The following is a 16,341-nucleotide window of genomic DNA, read 5'->3' as shown; positions in this document are numbered from 1 at the left end:
GTCCCCTCCCTCAACAAGTCCGTCGCGCCCATAAAAGAGCAAGCGCCTTCAAATGGAAAGGCGAAATGCGCCCTACAGGCGAAAGGCGCAGGCGCCCCAGGTCAGTCCGCCGCCCATGGCTTCGGCCAGAACCAGATCGCCGCGCTTGATCCGGCCGTCCTGGATCGCCGCGTCGAGCGCCAGCGGGATCGAGGCCGCGGACGTATTGGCGTGGGTGGCGACGGTCGAGATCACCTTGGCCTCATCCAGCCCCAGCCGGTCGCCGACGCCCTTGATGATCCGCTGATTGGCCTGGTGCGGCACGAACCAGTCGACATCGGCGATCTCGATCCCGGAGGCCTCGCAGCAAGCGGTGATCGCCTCGGCGATGTTGACCACGGCGTGACGGAACACCTGATTACCCGCCATGCGCAGATGGCCGACCGATCCCGTGGTCGCGGGCCCGCCGTCGACGTAAAGCAGATCGGTCTTGGATCCGTCGCAGCGCAGGGCGAAGCCGAGCAGACCCTTGTCGGCCTTGGTTCCCTGCCCCTCCCGGGGCTCGACCACGACCGCACCCGCGCCGTCGCCGAACAGCACGCAGGTCGAGCGGTCGGACCAGTCCATCAGCCGGGTCATTTCCTCGGCGCCGATGACGAGGGCGCATCTGGCCATCCCCCGCGCCACAAATCCGTCGGCGACGCTGAGGGCGTAGACGAAGCCCGAGCAGACGGCCTGGACGTCGAAGGCGATGCAGGTCGGCACGCCCAGCTTGCGCTGGACGATCGAAGCCACCGACGGAAAGGTCATGTCCGGGGTCGTCGTCGCCACCACGATCAGATCAACGTCGGCGGGAACCCGACCGGCGTCGACCAGCGCCCGTTTCGACGCCTCGACGGCCAGATCGCTGGTCGGCTGGTCGTCGCGCGCCTTGTGCCGTTGGCGGATGCCGGTGCGCTCGACGATCCACTCGTCCGAGGTGTCCACGATCTCGGCCAGGTCGGCGTTGGTCACGACTTGTTCCGGCAGATAGGAGCCGACGCCGGTCACAGCGCTGCGAATGACGCTCACTGGGGAGTCTCCATGGCCGCATCTTCTGCGGCCGGCTGTTCAAGAACGACGGTCAGCCGGTTCAGGCTCTCGCTGACCTTCTTCAGATAGTCGCTGCGGGCCAGATCGACAGCAATACGGATCGCATTCCCGAATCCCTTGGCGTCGGCCCCGCCGTGGCTCTTGACCACAATCCCGTTCAGACCCAGCAGCGGTCCGCCGTTGATCGCGCTCGGGTCGATCCTCTGGCGCATCCGCCTCAGCGCCGGCAGGGTCAGCAGGGCTCCCGCCCTTGCAGGGACGCTGGAGGTCAGGGCCTCCTTCAGCAGGGCCGAGATGAAGCGGGCCACACCTTCAGCCGTCTTGAGCGCGATATTGCCGGTGAAACCGTCGGTGACGACGACGTCGACGGTGCCCTTGGCGATGTCGTCGCCCTCGACGAAGCCCTTGTAGGCCAGTCCGAAACCGCCCTCGCGCAGGATGCGCGCCGCCTCGCGGACCTCCTCATGGCCCTTCATGTCCTCGGACCCGACGTTGAGGATGCCGATGGTCGGCTTGTCGCCGCCATGCACGGCGGCGTGAAAGGCTTCGCCCATGATGGCGAACTCGACCAGTTGCTCCGCGTCGCTCTCGACGTTGGCGCCCACGTCCAGCACCGCGGTGACGCCCCGCAGGGTCGGCCAGCTGGCGACGATCGCGGGTCGTTCAAGCCCATGGGCGGACATGCGGAGAATCAGCTTGGAGATGGCCATCAGAGCGCCGGTGTTGCCGGCCGAGACCACGGCCCCGGCCTCGCCCGCCTTCACGGCCTCAACGGCGTTCCACAGGCTGGAGCCCTTGCCGCGGCGCATCGCCTGGGCCGGCTTCTCGGTCATGGCCACGACCTTGTCGGTGTGGCGCACCTCACAGACGTCGTCACCGAGAGCGTTCCGCGTCAACTCCGCCCGGATCGCCGACTCCTCGCCGTGCAGCAGGAAGCGCACGCCCTCGCCGCCATGGCGCTTACGGTAGTCGCGCACTCCCGCCACCACGACCGGCGGACCGTGGTCCCCGCCCATGGCGTCGAGCGATATCAGAACCGGGGATGACAAGCCGTTTCGACTCCGTCGCGCCGTGGCCGGCGCTTGTCTGAACGACGATAGCGCCGCACCGGGGGGATGCAACCGCGCCGCCGCTGCGTCAACCGTCGTCGGTCGGGCGAAGCGACTTCAGGACAGCGAAGGGCGAGATTTCGGTCGGTTCCGGCGGCTGCACGAATTCGGCGCCGGGCTTGCGGGGAAAGGGATCCAACCGCAGGGCCAGCTGTTCGACGGCATACAGACCCAGATCAACCTGCCCCCCCTCGACCGGATCGGGCGATTCGTCGTCCAGAGTGATGACGATCTCATCCGTGTCCTCATCGGAAGCCTCCGCGAGGGTGATGGAGAACGGCGCATCGACCTCGACAGGCAGGGGGTCCAGGGTGATGCCACAGGTCTGGGCGAGACTGGCCTTCACCCGGCCCGACAGCCGCCAACCACCGGGGACCGGCGCGAGCGTCATCTCCGCGGTGAAGGCTTCGAGCGAGGCCAGGTCGAGGGCTTTCGCAATACGAGCGCGCGCCGCCGCGTCCGGTTCAAGCGTCCGCGTCACCCCCGTCCCCACCTGATGCAGGCGCACCGGCTCACTCAAGGGCAGATCAATGCCGCTCATGGCTTGATCTCCGCCCAATCTGGCCCCGTGGTCACGGCCGCGAAGTCCTGCGCCGCCAACCGGCCCCGGCTGGCCAGCGCGTAGGCCGCAAGAGCTTCGCCCGCCGATGGTTCATCGCGCTCGAAGACGTTGCGGGCCAGACCTGTGGCCAGGACCGCAGCGTCACCGTCCCGGAGCGGCGGCTCGTAGGCGGTCATCCGCCCGTACATCGCCTCTCCGAGCTTGCGCATCTTCTTGCCGACCGAAATGTCGCCGACCCCAAGTTCGCGCAACGCGTGGTCCAGCGCAGATACATAGGTGTCGAACAGGGCCTGGGCCGCCTCGGCGCCTCTTTCACCCTCGTCCTTCAGACGCATGACCAGCAACAGAACGTGCAGGGTATAGAGTTCGAAACGGGCGTCGATCCGATCGGCGACGCCGAGCGCCGTGTAGAAGGCCGGATCGCGCGCCTGGCGCACCGCCAGTTCATACAGGGGTTCGCCCAGACGTTGGCTGGGACGGGTTCGGAAGATATTCTGAAGCATAATGATGCGGCCCCTTTTCCGCCGCGCCGTTGAACTAAGGCTCGGGTCCGGTTAGGTCAAAGGCCTTGTTCTCTCGCAGGCGTCGTCAATGCTCCGCACCAAGCTCCTTTTCGCCGCTCTCTCGGCCGCCGCCCTGACCGGGGCCTGCGCCCCGATCGTGGGCCAGAACGGCTTCCAGGCCATCGACGCGAAGCCGCGCGATATCGTCGCCGGCACGGACACCAAACAGACCGTGCTGACCAAACTCGGCACGCCGTCGACGACCTCGACCTTCGAGCGCGACAACGTCTGGTACTACATCAGCCAGGTGACCGAGAAATACACCTATAACCGGCCGCAGGTGACCCAGCGTAGCGTGACCGAGATCACCTTCACTGACACCGGTCAGGTCGCCGAGGTGCGGACCCTGGGCCTCGACGACGGCCAACAGATCGCCATGAACGGGCGCGAGACCCCGACCCGCGGCCGTCAGCTGACCATCATCGAACAACTGCTCGGCAACGTCGGGCGCGGCCAGTTGCCCCGTACCGACGAAAACGTCCCCGGCCAGCGCCGCCCGGACTAGCCCAAGCCGGCAACGCCACACACAAGGACGCCCCGGAGATCGCTCTCCGGGGCGTTTCTCTTAGGCCCACCGCCGCGCCCCGAGGGACGCGGCGGCTCGCTCGATCAGCCGATATTGCCGCTGGCCAGCACCGCCAGCAGCAGCAGGGCCACGATGTTGGTGATCTTGATCATCGGGTTCACCGCCGGACCGGAGGTGTCCTTGTAGGGATCCCCGACCGTATCGCCGGTCACCGCCGCCTTGTGGGCTTCGGAACCCTTGCCGTGGACCACGCCGTTGCGATCGGTGAAGCCTTCCTCGATCACCTTTTTGGCGTTGTCCCAAGCCCCGCCGCCCGAGGTCATCGAGATGGCCACGAACAGGCCGGTCACGATCACGCCCATCAGCATGGCGCCGAGGGCGGCGAAGGCCGTGGCCTTGTCAGAAATCGACAGCACCGCGACGAACAGGACGATCGGCGACAGCACCGGCAGCAGCGACGGCACGATCATCTCGCGGATCGCGGCCTTGGTGAGGATATCGACCGCCTTGCCGTATTCGGGCTTGACCTCATAGGTCATGATGCCGGGGTTCTCGCGGAACTGGCGACGGACCTCGGCCACGACCGATTCGGCCGCGCGCCCCACCGCCATCATGGACATGCCGCCAAACAGGAAGGGCAGTAGCCCCCCGAACAGCAGACCGACGACGACATACGGATTGGTCAGGGCGAAATCGATCGCGCCCATGTTGGCGAAGAACGGGTACTCCGCCGCATTGGCCGCGAAATACTCGAGGTCCGACGTATAGGCCGCGAACAGCACCAGGGCGCCGAGGCCCGCTGAACCGATGGCATAGCCTTTGGTGACGGCCTTGGTGGTGTTGCCGACCGCGTCGAGGGCGTCGGTCGAGTGACGGACTTCCGAAGGCAGGCCGGCCATCTCGGCGATGCCGCCGGCGTTGTCGGTGACCGGTCCGAACGCGTCCAGCGCCACGATCATGCCGGCGACGCCGAGCATGGTCGTCGTGGCGATGGCGATGCCGAACAGGCCCGCCAGCTGGTAGCTGGCGATGATGCCGACGACGATGGTCAGGGCCGGCAGGGCGGTCGCCTCGAGCGAGACGGCCAAGCCCTGGATAACGTTGGTGCCGTGACCCGAGACCGAGGCATTGGCCACCGAGCGCACCGGACGGAAGTTCGACCCGGTGTAGTATTCGGTGATCACCACGATGGCGGCCGTGACCAGAAGCCCGACCATGCCCGACCAGAACAGGCTCATCGGTTCGATCGTCAGGCCGCCGTTGGTGACGATCGGACCGCCGATGAGGGTGTCGATGACGAAATACAGGGCGATCGCCGACAGCACCCCGGTGACGATCAGGCCCTGATAAAGGGCGCCCATGATATTCTGGCTCTTGCCCATGCGGACGAAGAAGCTGCCGATGATCGAGGTGACGACGCAGACGCCGCAGATCGCCAGCGGCAGCAGCATCAAGGTTTCTACATAGGGCAGGTCGCGGAAGAAGATCGCGGCCAGAACCATGGTGGCGACCGTGGTCACCGCATAGGTCTCGAACAGGTCGGCAGCCATCCCCGCGCAGTCGCCGACGTTATCGCCGACGTTGTCGGCGATGGTCGCGGCGTTGCGGGGGTCGTCTTCCGGGATCCCGGCCTCGACCTTGCCCACCATGTCGCCGCCCACGTCGGCGCCCTTGGTGAAGATGCCGCCGCCGAGACGGGCGAAGATGGAGATCAGCGAGGCGCCGAAGCCGAGTGCGACGAGACCGTCGATGACTTCACGGCTGGTGCTATCGAAGCCCATGCCGGCCGTCAGGACGGCATAGTAGCCCGCGACGCCCAGCAGGGCGCCGCCGGCCACGAACATGCCGGTGATCGCGCCCGAGCGGAACGCCAGATCGAGGCCCTTTGACAGGCTTTCCGAAGCGGCCTGGGCCGTGCGGACGTTGGCGCGGACGGAAATCAGCATGCCCGCGAAGCCGGCCAGGCCGGACAGGACGGCGCCGATGACGAAGCCAATCGCGGCCCATTCTCCGATCAGGAGGTAGGCGGCGATCAGGATGACGACCCCGACCATGCCGATGGTCATGTATTGCCGCCGCAGATAGGCCGAAGCGCCTTCCTGGATCGCGGCGGCGATCTCGCGCATCTTGTCGGTGCCGGTCGAAGCCTTCATCAGCGCGGCGGTCTGGATCAGTCCATAGAGGACCCCCAGCGCGCCCGCGGCGATGACGAGCCACAGAATATTACTCATGGCGTTTCCAAACCCTGTGTTTCTAGAGGCGCCCGGACCCTTGGCGCGGCGGGCGTTATTCGCCTCTGTCCGCCTTCCGGTCCCCCCGTGCGCACCGGACGCGAGCCTGCGTCCCTCGGGAAATGCGGCGGAAACGTGCCAAATGCGCCGGGGCGACGCAACAGGATTGGTGAACAGGCGTCAGCGAGCAACGACACCTGTACGGCGCCGCGGCGCCTGGCTGACGACCTCGATCCGGGTCACGGCCCCACGCCCGGCTATGGCAGCCGCCGAACGCATCAGGCTGGCAGACATGGCGGCGGCGTCGATCCGGGTCCAGTCGCCCTCGACGACGAAGGGCGTCCGGTGTCCGGCGCGGACGAGGGCGTCACGCAGGTAGGCTTCCTTGGGGCGCATCGATTCCGGCGTCGCGGATCCGCCGAGATGCAGACGCAGGGAGACGAAGACGTAGTTGCGAATCCGCCCGCCCGAAATGACCGGCAGGCCGACGCCCGCGATGCCGAGACTCGCTCCGCCGGGCGCCGCCTTGTCACCCGCATGGGCCGTCGACGCGGCCGCTAGAGCCGGGACGGCGATGGTGGCGGCGATGAGGTCACGACGGCGCATTCGGCGACAGTGGCGCGGACGCCTTGAGATTTCGTTGTCAGCCGTGGGCGAAGCCCGACCTGTCGATGGTGACGGGCTGGCCAGCGAACCGCGCGACCACCCCCTCGCCGGTCGTGACCCGGCCGATGCGAGTGAGCCGAAGGTGACGACGTCCTGCCTCGCGCCGGAGGGTCGCCTCGTCCCGGGGTGATGCGCTGAAGGCGACCTCGTAGTCGTCGCCGCCGGTGACCAGGCTCTCGAGCGCGGCCTGCTCGTCCACCCGCCCGTCGTACCAGGCCTGGCCGGCCGCGGAGCGGGGCGTGACCTCAAGATCGATCTCGATGCCGACGCCGCTCGCCGCCGCCATATGCTCGAGGTCGGCGATCAAGCCATCCGAAATGTCGATCGAGGCGCTGGCATAGGCCCGGATCGGGCCGATGAACTCAACCCGCGGCGTCGGCGTCCGATAGTGCTCCAGCAGGGCGGCGATCCGGTCCGCCTCGAGCGTCAGCTTTTCCTGCGCCGCCTGCAGACCCAGCCAGCCGTCGCCGATATTGCCCGTGACGAAGACCAGATCGCCCACGCGGGCGCCCATCCGGGCGACCGTGCGCCCCTTGGGCGTCCACCCCATCAGGGTCATGGAGAAGCTGGCCGGGCCCGGGGTGACGACCGTGTCCCCGCCCAGCAGGGCGACGCCGAAAGCCTTCTGGTCCGCCCGCAGTCCGTCCACGAAGGTCATCCGCTCGGGCCAGCCGCAGCGTTCCGACCAGTGGCAGGCCAGCAGATAGCCGAACGGCTCGGCGCCCTTGGCGGCGAGGTCGGACAGGTTCACCCGCATCAGCTTGCGGGCTACGGTGTCGAGCGGATCGGCGGGCAGGAAGTGGACGCCCTCGACTATGGCGTCCTTGGTCAGGACCAGATCGTGGCCGGGCTTCGACGGGATTACCGCGACGTCGTCCCTGAGCCCTCGCCCCCATTCGGGGTGGGCGAGGGGCGCGAACAGCCGCCGGATGGTCTCGAACTCACCGGCGACGTCGACGCCGGCCATCAGGAGGCGCGGGCGTCCCGGGCCACGCCGTCCAGCGCCGCATTGACGAACTTCGCTTCCGCGTCGTCGAAGAAGGCTTTGGCCAGCTCGACGTATTCGTCGATGACGATCTCCTTCGGCACGTCCTGACGCTCGCGTAGCTCCCAGGCGCCAGCTCGCAGCAGGGCCCGCAGCGTCGAATCGAGCCGTTCCAACCGCCAGTTCGAGGCCAGCCGCGCCTTGACGGCGGCGTCGATCTCGCGCTGGCCGCCGACCACGCCCCGTACGATCTCGGCGAAATAGGACTCGTCGGCCTCAGCGAGGGGCTCGCCCTCGATGTCGGCGTCGAAGCGATGGTTCGAGAACTCGGTGATGACGGTCTCGACCCCCTCCCCGGCGAGCTCCATCTGGTAGAGGGCCTGGACGGCGGCGAGGCGGGCCACCGTGCGGGCGCGGCGCTGCTTGCTGGTCAGCTGCGGCTCGGCGCGCTGCTTTTCGGCTTCGGCGAGTTGCTCGAGCACGGACTGGAGGCTGGCGGGTTCGGTCACGAGGCCAGTCCTACGCGCAGGCGCTTGCGCAAGGCAATGAGGTCGAGACAGGCGCGGGCTGCACCGCCGCCCTTGTCGCCCTCGCTGAGCCGCGCCCTGGCCCAGGCCTGGTCCTCGTCTTCGGTCGTCAACACGCCATTGCCGATGGCGATACCCTTGAGCCCGAGTTGCATCAGGCCGGCGGCGGACTGATCGGAGACGATTTCGAAATGATAGGTCTCGCCGCGGATGACACAGCCCAGGGCGACATAGCCGTCGTAGCGCGGCGCGGTCGGCAGGCGACCGGCCTCCTCGGCCAAGGCGATGGCCGGCGGGATCTCCAGTGCGCCCGGCACGGAGACGACGTCAAAATCTGCGCCTTGAGCGCGCAGGGCGTCCTTCGCGCCGTCCAGCAGCGCGTCAGCCAGATCGTCATAGAAGCGCGCCTCGACGATGAGGACGCGGTAGGGATCGCTCACGACTGTTCTTCTCCGTCCATGTCGCGCCAGCCGACGATGCGAAGGCCATAGCCTTCAAGCGCCGTCGGGTTGGGACGCGTGGCGCTCATCACAATCATATCGCGGACGCCCAGATCGAGCAGGATCTGCGCCCCGACCCCGTAGTTGCGGATCGAGCGGTCGATGGCCTTGGGTTTCTCGACCCCGGTCAGACGCTCGGCCAGACCATGGAGCTCCGGGTCGCGCAGGAAAACAGTGACGCCGGCGCCCGGGTGTTCACTGATTGCCTTCAGCGACCGTGGCACATAGTCCTGACGCGCCTCGACGTGACCCAGAAGGTCGGCGGCGAAGTCGACCTGGTGCATGCGGACCAGCGTCGGCTTGCCCGGCTCAATCTTGCCGTGGACCAAGGCGACGTGTTCGACGCCCTCGATCGCATTGCGATAGAGCATCAGGCGGAACGGCCCGCCGTGGATGCTCTCGAACGGCGTGTCCATGACCCGCTCGACCAGCCGCTCGGTGCGGCGGCGGTAGGCGATCAGGTCGGCGATGGTGCCGATCTTCAGCCCGTGCAGCTGGGCGAAGGCGACCAGGTCCGGCATCCGGGCCATGGTGCCGTCCTCGTTCATGATCTCGCAGATCACGCCCGCCGGGGTCAGGCCGGCCATGCGGCTGATGTCGACCGCCGCCTCGGTGTGGCCGGTGCGGACCAGCACGCCGCCGTCGCGGGCGACCAGCGGAAAGACGTGGCCGGGCGAGACGATGTCGTCGGCGCCGCGGGTCGGGTCGGCGGCGACCTGCACCGTCCGGGCGCGGTCGGCGGCGGAGATGCCCGTGGTGACCCCTTCCCTGGCCTCGATCGAGACGGTGAAGGCGGTGCCCATGCTCTCGCGGTTCTCGGCCGACATCGGCGGCAGGCGCAGCTGGCGGGCGCGGTCGGCGGTGATGGCCAGGCAGATCAGGCCGCGGGCGTGGCGGGCCATGAAGTTGATCTGGTCCGGCGTCGCGAACTGGGCCGGGATGATGACATCGCCCTCGTTCTCGCGGTCCTCGGCGTCGACGAGGATGTAGGGTTTGCCGTTGCGGGCGTCCTCGAGGATGTCCTCGATGGGGCTGATCGGGCTGTCGTTCATGTTGGCGGCCAGTTGCATCACGCCGTCTCCTGCCATCGCGCGAGGTATCGCGCCAGCATATCGATCTCCAGATTGACCGCATCGCCGGGTTTCAGGGCCCCCAGCGTGGTCGCGTCCCACGTATGCGGGATGATGTTGACCTCGAAGCGGCGACCCTCGACGGCGTTGACGGTCAGGGAGACGCCATCGACGGTGATCGAACCCTTGGGCGCGATGTAGCGGTGCAGGGGCACGGGCGTCTCGATATGGACGCGGTGTGATCCGCCCTCGGGCTCGATGGCGACGATGCGGCCGAGGCCGTCGACGTGGCCGGATACGATGTGGCCGCCCATTTCGTCGCCGAGCTTCGCGGCGCGCTCCAGATTGACCCTGTCGCCTTCCGCCCAGCCACCGAGGGTAGTCTTCGACAGGGTCTCGCCGGAGACCTCGACGGCGAACCAGCCGGCGCCCTTCTCCGTCACCGTCAGGCAGCAGCCGGCGTGACTGATCGAGGCGCCGAGGTCGATGCCGGCGGTGTCCCAGGCCGTCTCGATCTCGTAGCGGCGATCACGATCGGTCTGGCGGACCGAGCGGACCCGGCCGATGTCGGTGACGATGCCGGTGAACATCAGCGCTTCCCCGGGATCGACTCTGAAGGGAGGAGTCTACCGTCTATTGAGTCTACCTCGTCTACCCTAGGCCGTCCGGGTATGCGGGGCGGCGCCCCGGAACCCGAACCGTACCCCCCCGATACGTCAGGATCGGACGCAGGCCGGAAAAGGCTAGCGGACGGCGTCATAACGTTCCCACAGATCGTCGCCGACGGCTTCGGCGGACACCCGCCGGAACTTGGGGGCGGCATCCAGCTTTGCAAGCTCCAAGGGGGCGACGCAGGGTCGTCCCTCAGCGCCGAGCAGGATGGGCGCGCGGAACCATTCGAGGCGATCGACGAAATCTCCACGCAGGAAACTGCCTGCGACCTCGCCGCCGCCCTCCACCAGCAGGGAAATGAGGCCCCGGCCCTGCAGCGCCGTCAGGACGTGGGTCAGGGACGGTCGTCCGTCCCGTCCGGCGTGGACCTGGATCACCTCGACGCCCGCCCGCACCAGCGCGGGCGCGGGCGCCAGCACGGTCAGGACGATGACGGGCGACTCCCGCGCGGTCAGGGCCAGTTTCGAGCCGGGCGAGAGCCGCTGGCGGCTGTCGAGCACGATGCGGGCGGGTTGATGGTCTTCCAGACCCGGCTGGCGCACGGTCAGCTGCGGATCGTCAGCGAGGGCCGTGCCGACGCCGATCAGAATGGCGTCGTGCGAGGCGCGCAGGCGATGGCCCTCGGCCCGGGCCTCCTGGCCGGTTATCCACTGGCTTTCCCCGGACGCGGTCGCGATCCGGCCGTCGAGAGAGGTGGCCAGCTTGAGGGTGACGCGGGGCCGCATCAGCGCGGGCCGGACTCGTCGTCCAGACCCTCGTCTCCGAGGAAGCGGGCGAAATCGCCGGTGTGGCGGAAGTCCTTGTAGACCGAGGCATAGCGGACATATGCGACTTCATCGACCGACTTCAGCGCCTTCATGATGAAGTCGCCGACCGTCGAGGACGGGATTTCGGTCTCCCCGAGGCTTTCCAGCTGGCGGACGATGCGGCTGACCAGCTGTTCGATCTGCTCCGGCTGGACCGGCCGCTTGCGCAGGGCGATGCCGAGCGACCGCTCCAGCTTGTCGCGGTCGAAGGGTGTGCGGCGGCCGTTGCGCTTGAGAATGACCAGCTCGCGCAGCTGGACCCGCTCGAAGGTGGTGAACCGCCCGCTGCACTGCGGACAGGAGCGGCGGCGACGGATGGCGGCGCCGTCGTCGGACGGGCGGCTGTCCTTCACCTGGGTGTCCTGATTTCCGCAGAAGGGGCACTTCATCGGGGTGCTATCCGTAAATCGGGAAGCGGCGCGTGAGCTCGCGCACCTCGCCGGCGACGCGTTGCGACACGCCGGCGTCGGCCTCGTCCGTGCCCTTCATCGAATCGATGACGTCGGCGATCCAGTGGCCGACCTGCTGGAACTCGGAGACGCCGAAGCCACGGGTGGTGCCGGCCGGCGTGCCGAGGCGGACGCCCGAGGTCACGGTGAAGGGCGCGGTGTCGAACGGCACGCCGTTCTTGTTGCAGGTCATCAGGGCCTGCTCCATCGCTGCCTCCGTGGCCTTGCCGGTGACGCCCTTGGGCCGCAGATCGACCAGCATCAGATGGCTGTCGGTGCCGCCCGAGACGATGGCCGCGCCGCGCTCGACCAGAACGGCGGCCAAGGCCTGGGCGTTGTCGACAACCTGTCGGGCATAGGCCTTGAACTCCGGCTTGAGGGCCTCGCCGAAGGCCACGGCCTTGGCGGCGATAACGTGCTCCAACGGCCCGCCCTGCAGGCCGGGGAAGACGGCGGAGTTGATCTTCTTGCCGAGCTCGATGTCATTCGACAGCACCATGCCGCCGCGCGGGCCGCGCAGGGTCTTGTGCGTGGTGGTGGTGACGACGTGGGCGTGCGGCAGCGGGTCGGGATAGACGCCCCCGGCGATCAGGCCCGCATAGTGGGCCATGTCGACCATCAGATACGCCCCCACGCTGTCGGCGATCTCGCGGAAGCGTTTGAAGTCGATATGGCGGCTGTAGGCCGAGGCCCCGGCGAGGATCAGCTTCGGCTTCTCTTGCTCCGCCATCTGCGCCACGTGGTCGTAGTCGATCAGGTGATCGTCCTCGCGGACCTTGTAGGTCACGGGCCGGAACCATTTGCCGGACTGGTTGGCCGGTGAGCCGTGGGTCAGGTGACCGCCGCAGGCCAGATCCATGCCGAGGAAGGTGTCACCGGGCGTCAGCAGGGCCTGGAACACCGCCTGGTTGGCCTGGGCGCCGGAGTGCGGCTGGACGTTGGCGAAGGCGCAGCCGAACAGCTGCTTCGCGCGGCTGCGGGCCAAATCCTCGGTGACGTCGACGTATTCACAGCCGCCGTAGTAGCGCCGGCCCGGATAGCCCTCAGCGTATTTGTTGGTCAGGACCGAGCCCTGCGCCTCCAGCACCGCCCTCGAGACGATGTTCTCGGACGCGATCAGCTCGATCTGCTCCTGCTGGCGGCGCAGTTCGCCCTGGATGCCGCCGAAGATGTCGGGATCGGCCTCGGCGAGGGTTGTCGAGAAGAAGGCGTCGTGGGTGAAGGCGGTCACTGCGGGTCCCCGGAACTGCGGTGGTTCATTTAGGCCCGGCGACGGTTCACCACAACATCTTGTGGTCAGCGCGCGGCGAGGGCCCGTTTCAGCTTGGCGAGAGCGATGCGTTCCAGACCCTTCGGCTCGGCGACCGGACCGAAGGCGGACACCTCCACGCCCGTGGCGACGTGGATGGCCGAGCATTTCAGATACGGGCCGCTGCGGGTCAGCTCGATGATGACCTCGCCGAGTTCGGCGTCAGGCGACGGCAGGGAGGCGCGCCACGTTGCAGTGGGTCCAGAGCTTGTCCATCGCCCTGACCAGATCATCCATCATGGCGTCGGTGTGGTTCGGCGAGGGGGTGAAGCGCAGGCGTTCGGTACCCTTGGGCACGGTGGGATAGTTGATCGGCTGGACGTAGACGCCGTACTCGTCGAGCAGCATGTCCGAGATCATCTTGGTATGCACCGGGTCGCCGACGAAGACCGGGACGATGTGGCTGACCGAATCCATCACCGGGATGCCGGCGGCGGCGAAGCGGGACTTGAGGGCGGCGGCGCGCTCCTGATGAGCCTCGCGCAACGCCGGATGGGTCTTGAGGTGACGCACCGAGGCCAAGGCGCCGGCGGTCAGGGCCGGCGGCAGGCTGGTGGTGAAGATGAAGCCCGAGGCCCAGCTGCGCACCGCATCGACGATCACCGCATCGGCGGCGATGTAGCCGCCCATGACGCCGATGGCCTTGCCAAGGGTGCATTCGACGATGTCGATGCCGTCCAGCACGCCGTCGCGCTCGGCGATCCCGGCGCCTGTGCGGCCGTACAGGCCGACGGCGTGGACCTCGTCGAGGTAGGTCATAGCGCCGTATTTCTTCGCCAGGGCGATGGTGCCGGCCAGATCGGCGATGTCGCCGTCCATGGAATAGACGCTCTCGAAGGCGATCAGCTTCGGCGCGTCGGCGGGGGCGTCGCGAAGCAGCCGTTCGAGGTGAGTGAGGTCGTTGTGGGCGTAGATGTGCCGCTCGCAGCCGCCGTTGCGGATGCCGGCGATCATCGAGGCGTGGTTGAGGCTGTCGGAGAAGACGATCAGGCCCGGAAGGATGCGCTGCAGGGTCGTCAGGGTCGCTTCGTTGGCCACATAGCCCGAGGTGAACAGGAGGGCGGCTTCCTTCTGGTGCCAGCTGGCTAGCTCGGCTTCCAGATCGACCGCCGAGCGGGTCGTGCCCGAGATGTTGCGCGTGCCGCCGGCGCCGGCGCCCGCCTGATCGATCTCGCCCTGCATGGCTTCCAGCACGGCCGGATGCTGACCCATGCCGAGATAGTCGTTGGAGCACCAGACCACGACGTCCTGCTCCGAGCCGTCCTCGCGGCGTCGCACCGCCTTGGGGAATTCGCCGCGCACGCGCTTCAGGTCGGCGAAGACGCGATAGCGCCCCTCGCCCTTTACCTGCTCCACGGCGGTCTGAAATGCGGCCCTGTAATCGTACAAGCTGTCAGCTCTGCTGGCGGCGAAAACTTGCCGCGTGATGCGCCGATCGGGCCGATTTGTCCATGAATCGGCCCGGACAAAACGCCGCAAACCTCTAATTGATAACGGTTCTCAGATTCTCGGCCCGCTTAGCTCTTCGGCAACTCGTCCAGCTTGCCGCGGAGCATCTGCAGGATGGCCGAAAAGTCGCGGCCGCCGTAGCCGAGGCCGTTGAACATCTGGAACAGGGCCTCGGTCTGGGCGCCGAGCGGGGTCGAGGCGCCGGACTTGGCGGCGGCGTCCTGGGCCAGTTTGAGGTCCTTGAGCATCATGGCGGCGGCGAAACCGCCGTCGTAGTTGCGGTTCGACGGGGCGGTCGGCACCGGGCCGGGCCAGGGGTAGTAGGTGGTGACGCTCCAGCTCTGGCCGGACGACTTGGCGACGATGTCGAACATCTTCACCGGGTCCAGACCCAGCTTCTCGGCCAGGCCGATGGCCTCGCAGGTGCCGAGCATGGTGATGCCGAGGATCATGTTGTTGCAGATCTTGGCCGCCTGCCCTGCCCCGTGATCGCCGGCGCGGAAGGTGGCGCGGCTCATCGGCTCCAGCGCCGTTTCGATGCGGGCGAAGTCGGGCTCGTCGCAACCGACCATGAAGGCCAGGGTGCCGGCGTCGGCCGCCATGGTCCCGCCCGAGACAGGGGCGTCGGCGAAGGCGTAGCCGGCGTCCTTCGCCAGGCCGGCGACCTTGCGGGCGGTGTCGACGTCGATGGTCGAACAGTCGAGCAGCAGGGCCGAGGTCGGGGCCGCGCCGATGATCTGTTCGGAATAGACCTTCAGCACATGCGGTCCGGCGGGCAGCATGGTGATGACCACATCGGCGGTCTTGACCGCCTCGGCCACCGAGGCGGCGGGGGTGCAGCCGTGCGAGGCGGCGCGGTCCAGCGCCTCCTTCGACAGGTCAAAGGCCATGACCGTATTGCCCGCCTTCGCCTGGTTGGCGGCCATGCCGCCGCCCATATTGCCGAGGCCGATGAAGGCGATGGTCTGGGTCATGGCGTCTCTCCCGAATGATTTTCGGGAGGGTTAGCCCGTCCGGCGCCCGCTCGCCAGCGGGGCGGGCGGATTTCGATCACTCCGGCTTGCGGAACCGGATCATGAACTGGCTGGTGCGGCCGCGGATCGACTCGTCGAAGACGTTTGCGGTGCGGGGATCGTCGTCGTTCCACAGGGCCGGGCTCATGCTGTCGAGCTCGAAACCAGCGGCCTCGACCTCGCGCACGACGGTGTCGTGGTCGATGCGGTGCAGATCGTCGGCGACGGACAGGTCCGAACCGTCGACCGCGTAGTGGTCGATGACGACGTAGAAACCGCCGGGTTTCAGGGCTGAGAACGCCGCCGTATTGACGCGGGCCGCCGTGTCCGCCGCGAACGGCCGAAGATGCAGATCGTGGTAGTTCTGGGCGGTGAAGATCAGGTCGAGGTCGTAGGGAAAGTCGGGCGCGGCGATGGGCGAGCGGATGGCGTCGACGTTGGGCAGGGCGTCGGCGGCCTCGATCGCCTCGGCATAGGAGGCCTGGAAGCCGATGAATTCGGCCGGTTGCCAAGCGGTGACATGCCCCCCGGGCCCGACGGCGGCGGAGAAGATTCGCGTGAAATAGCCGCCGCCGATGATCATGTCGACGACCTTCCAGCCGGGACGGACGCCGGTGAAGCCGAGGACGATGGCGGTCTGGCGCGTCTCGTCCCGGGCCCGGTCCTCGTCGGTGCGGATCGGCGAGGCGAGGACGGCGGCGTAGTCGGGTCCGCCCGGCATCGACTGCACGACGGGCGGGGCCGGCAGCGGCGGGAGCTGTGCGGCGGCGGGCGCGGAGAGGACGAGACCGGCGACGGCGGCCAGGACAAAGGCGTTACGCATGGAAACCTCC

At 67.8% G+C, this 16,341-nt stretch carries 18 protein-coding genes and 1 pseudogene; 1 reads left to right on the top strand and 18 read right to left on the bottom strand.

The genetic code is table 11. The features are described 5' to 3' along the window. Positions 1-72: 72 nt before the first annotated feature. The 4 genes from HNQ67_RS02090 to HNQ67_RS02075 all read right to left on the bottom strand — a co-directional run bounded on the left by HNQ67_RS02090 (position 73) and on the right by HNQ67_RS02075 (position 3,245). Positions 73-1,050: a beta-ketoacyl-ACP synthase 3 gene (locus HNQ67_RS02090; protein WP_183251863.1), complete on the bottom strand. Its 978-nt coding sequence runs from the start codon at positions 1,048-1,050 to the stop codon at positions 73-75. Further along, the gene (gene plsX / locus HNQ67_RS02085; RefSeq protein WP_183251861.1) at positions 1,047-2,120 is read right to left on the bottom strand and encodes a phosphate acyltransferase PlsX; all 1,074 of its coding nucleotides are present in this window, start codon (positions 2,118-2,120) and stop codon (positions 1,047-1,049) included. Before plsX ends, HNQ67_RS02090 begins: the two co-directional genes overlap by 4 nt. Positions 2,121-2,208: 88 nt before the next feature. Further along, positions 2,209-2,721, bottom strand: a complete 513-nt coding sequence (locus tag HNQ67_RS02080) for a YceD family protein (RefSeq protein WP_183251860.1) — start codon at positions 2,719-2,721, stop codon at positions 2,209-2,211. After that, entirely contained in the window at positions 2,718-3,245 is a 528-nt protein-coding gene (locus tag HNQ67_RS02075) for a ubiquinol-cytochrome C chaperone family protein (RefSeq protein WP_183251858.1), read from the bottom strand. The genes HNQ67_RS02080 and HNQ67_RS02075 overlap by 4 nt, the downstream gene beginning before the upstream one ends. Before the next feature lie 88 nt (positions 3,246-3,333). Here HNQ67_RS02075 and HNQ67_RS02070 point away from each other — a divergent pair, with 88 nt between their 5' ends. After that, positions 3,334-3,810 (top strand): outer membrane protein assembly factor BamE, encoded by a 477-nt coding sequence (locus tag HNQ67_RS02070; RefSeq protein WP_183251856.1) that lies wholly within the window; start codon positions 3,334-3,336, stop codon positions 3,808-3,810. Between the two features lie 104 nt (positions 3,811-3,914). Here HNQ67_RS02070 and HNQ67_RS02065 read toward each other — a convergent pair whose 3' ends face one another. The 14 genes and pseudogenes from HNQ67_RS02065 to HNQ67_RS02000 all read right to left on the bottom strand — a co-directional run bounded on the left by HNQ67_RS02065 (position 3,915) and on the right by HNQ67_RS02000 (position 16,331). Next, positions 3,915-6,062: a sodium-translocating pyrophosphatase gene (locus tag HNQ67_RS02065; protein WP_183251854.1), complete on the bottom strand. Its 2,148-nt coding sequence runs from the start codon at positions 6,060-6,062 to the stop codon at positions 3,915-3,917. Positions 6,063-6,242: 180 nt separating this feature from the next. Next, on the bottom strand, positions 6,243-6,668 hold the full coding sequence (locus HNQ67_RS02060; RefSeq protein ID WP_183251852.1) for a hypothetical protein: 426 nt from the start codon (positions 6,666-6,668) through the stop codon (positions 6,243-6,245). Between the two features lie 37 nt (positions 6,669-6,705). Continuing rightward, positions 6,706-7,695, bottom strand: coding sequence for a thiamine-phosphate kinase (gene thiL, locus HNQ67_RS02055; RefSeq protein WP_183251850.1), 990 nt, complete (start codon positions 7,693-7,695; stop codon positions 6,706-6,708). Further along, a complete protein-coding gene (gene nusB, locus HNQ67_RS02050; protein WP_183251848.1) occupies positions 7,695-8,222 on the bottom strand; it encodes a transcription antitermination factor NusB in 528 nt (175 codons plus the stop codon). The genes thiL and nusB overlap by 1 nt, the downstream gene beginning before the upstream one ends. Next, entirely contained in the window at positions 8,219-8,680 is a 462-nt protein-coding gene (gene ribH, locus HNQ67_RS02045) for a 6,7-dimethyl-8-ribityllumazine synthase (RefSeq protein ID WP_183251846.1), read from the bottom strand. The genes nusB and ribH overlap by 4 nt, the downstream gene beginning before the upstream one ends. Continuing rightward, positions 8,677-9,810, bottom strand: coding sequence for a 3,4-dihydroxy-2-butanone-4-phosphate synthase (gene ribB / locus HNQ67_RS02040; RefSeq protein ID WP_221247691.1), 1,134 nt, complete (start codon positions 9,808-9,810; stop codon positions 8,677-8,679). The genes ribH and ribB overlap by 4 nt, the downstream gene beginning before the upstream one ends. Then, positions 9,810-10,400, bottom strand: a complete 591-nt coding sequence (locus HNQ67_RS02035) for a riboflavin synthase (protein ID WP_183251843.1) — start codon at positions 10,398-10,400, stop codon at positions 9,810-9,812. The genes ribB and HNQ67_RS02035 overlap by 1 nt, the downstream gene beginning before the upstream one ends. Before the next feature lie 153 nt (positions 10,401-10,553). Next, on the bottom strand, positions 10,554-11,207 hold the full coding sequence (locus HNQ67_RS02030; protein WP_183251841.1) for a RibD family protein: 654 nt from the start codon (positions 11,205-11,207) through the stop codon (positions 10,554-10,556). Continuing rightward, entirely contained in the window at positions 11,207-11,677 is a 471-nt protein-coding gene (gene nrdR / locus HNQ67_RS02025) for a transcriptional regulator NrdR (RefSeq protein ID WP_183251839.1), read from the bottom strand. Before nrdR ends, HNQ67_RS02030 begins: the two co-directional genes overlap by 1 nt. 7 nt (positions 11,678-11,684) lie before the next feature. Next, the gene (glyA, locus tag HNQ67_RS02020) at positions 11,685-12,968 is read right to left on the bottom strand and encodes a serine hydroxymethyltransferase (protein WP_183251837.1); all 1,284 of its coding nucleotides are present in this window, start codon (positions 12,966-12,968) and stop codon (positions 11,685-11,687) included. 65 nt (positions 12,969-13,033) lie between these two features. Next, a complete protein-coding gene (locus HNQ67_RS13850) occupies positions 13,034-13,279 on the bottom strand; it encodes a DUF6898 family protein (protein WP_343772172.1) in 246 nt (81 codons plus the stop codon). Next, positions 13,209-14,435 carry a 5-aminolevulinate synthase gene (gene hemA / locus HNQ67_RS02010; RefSeq protein ID WP_183251834.1) on the bottom strand — a complete coding sequence of 409 codons (1,227 nt, stop codon included), beginning with the start codon at positions 14,433-14,435 and terminating at the stop codon, positions 13,209-13,211. Before hemA ends, HNQ67_RS13850 begins: the two co-directional genes overlap by 71 nt. Positions 14,436-14,563: 128 nt before the next feature. Further along, positions 14,564-15,475 (bottom strand): annotated as a pseudogene (mmsB, locus tag HNQ67_RS02005) (3-hydroxyisobutyrate dehydrogenase); the annotation flags it as partial. A gap of 70 nt (positions 15,476-15,545) precedes the next feature. Beyond that, a complete protein-coding gene (locus HNQ67_RS02000) occupies positions 15,546-16,331 on the bottom strand; it encodes a class I SAM-dependent methyltransferase (RefSeq protein WP_183251831.1) in 786 nt (261 codons plus the stop codon). Between the last annotated feature and the right edge of the window lie 10 nt (positions 16,332-16,341).

Origin of the sequence: Brevundimonas basaltis (assembly GCF_014202075.1) — a bacterium.
GTDB classification, from domain to species: Bacteria; Pseudomonadota; Alphaproteobacteria; order Caulobacterales; family Caulobacteraceae; genus Brevundimonas; species Brevundimonas basaltis.
The sequence above is the reverse complement of the archived record's forward strand: the minus strand, read 5'-3'. Positions and strand labels throughout refer to the sequence as shown.

Bases quoted from the DNA above. Each gene is read 5' to 3' on its own strand.
- nrdR (WP_183251839.1), bottom strand. From the start codon at position 11,677: ATGAAGTGCCCCTTCTGCGGAAATCAGGACACCCAGGTGAAGGACAGC.
- HNQ67_RS02080 (WP_183251860.1), bottom strand. From the start codon at position 2,721: ATGAGCGGCATTGATCTGCCCTTGAGTGAGCCGGTGCGCCTGCATCAG.
- HNQ67_RS02030 (WP_183251841.1), bottom strand. From the start codon at position 11,207: ATGCGGCCCCGCGTCACCCTCAAGCTGGCCACCTCTCTCGACGGCCGG.
- HNQ67_RS02075 (WP_183251858.1), bottom strand. From the start codon at position 3,245: ATGCTTCAGAATATCTTCCGAACCCGTCCCAGCCAACGTCTGGGCGAA.
- HNQ67_RS02065 (WP_183251854.1), bottom strand. From the start codon at position 6,062: ATGAGTAATATTCTGTGGCTCGTCATCGCCGCGGGCGCGCTGGGGGTC.
- HNQ67_RS02060 (WP_183251852.1), bottom strand. From the start codon at position 6,668: ATGCGCCGTCGTGACCTCATCGCCGCCACCATCGCCGTCCCGGCTCTA.
- HNQ67_RS02070 (WP_183251856.1), top strand. From the start codon at position 3,334: ATGCTCCGCACCAAGCTCCTTTTCGCCGCTCTCTCGGCCGCCGCCCTG.
- HNQ67_RS02035 (WP_183251843.1), bottom strand. From the start codon at position 10,400: ATGTTCACCGGCATCGTCACCGACATCGGCCGGGTCCGCTCGGTCCGC.
- ribB (WP_221247691.1), bottom strand. From the start codon at position 9,810: ATGCAACTGGCCGCCAACATGAACGACAGCCCGATCAGCCCCATCGAG.
- thiL (WP_183251850.1), bottom strand. From the start codon at position 7,695: ATGGCCGGCGTCGACGTCGCCGGTGAGTTCGAGACCATCCGGCGGCTG.
- HNQ67_RS13850 (WP_343772172.1), bottom strand. From the start codon at position 13,279: ATGATCTGGTCAGGGCGATGGACAAGCTCTGGACCCACTGCAACGTGG.
- HNQ67_RS02000 (WP_183251831.1), bottom strand. From the start codon at position 16,331: ATGCGTAACGCCTTTGTCCTGGCCGCCGTCGCCGGTCTCGTCCTCTCC.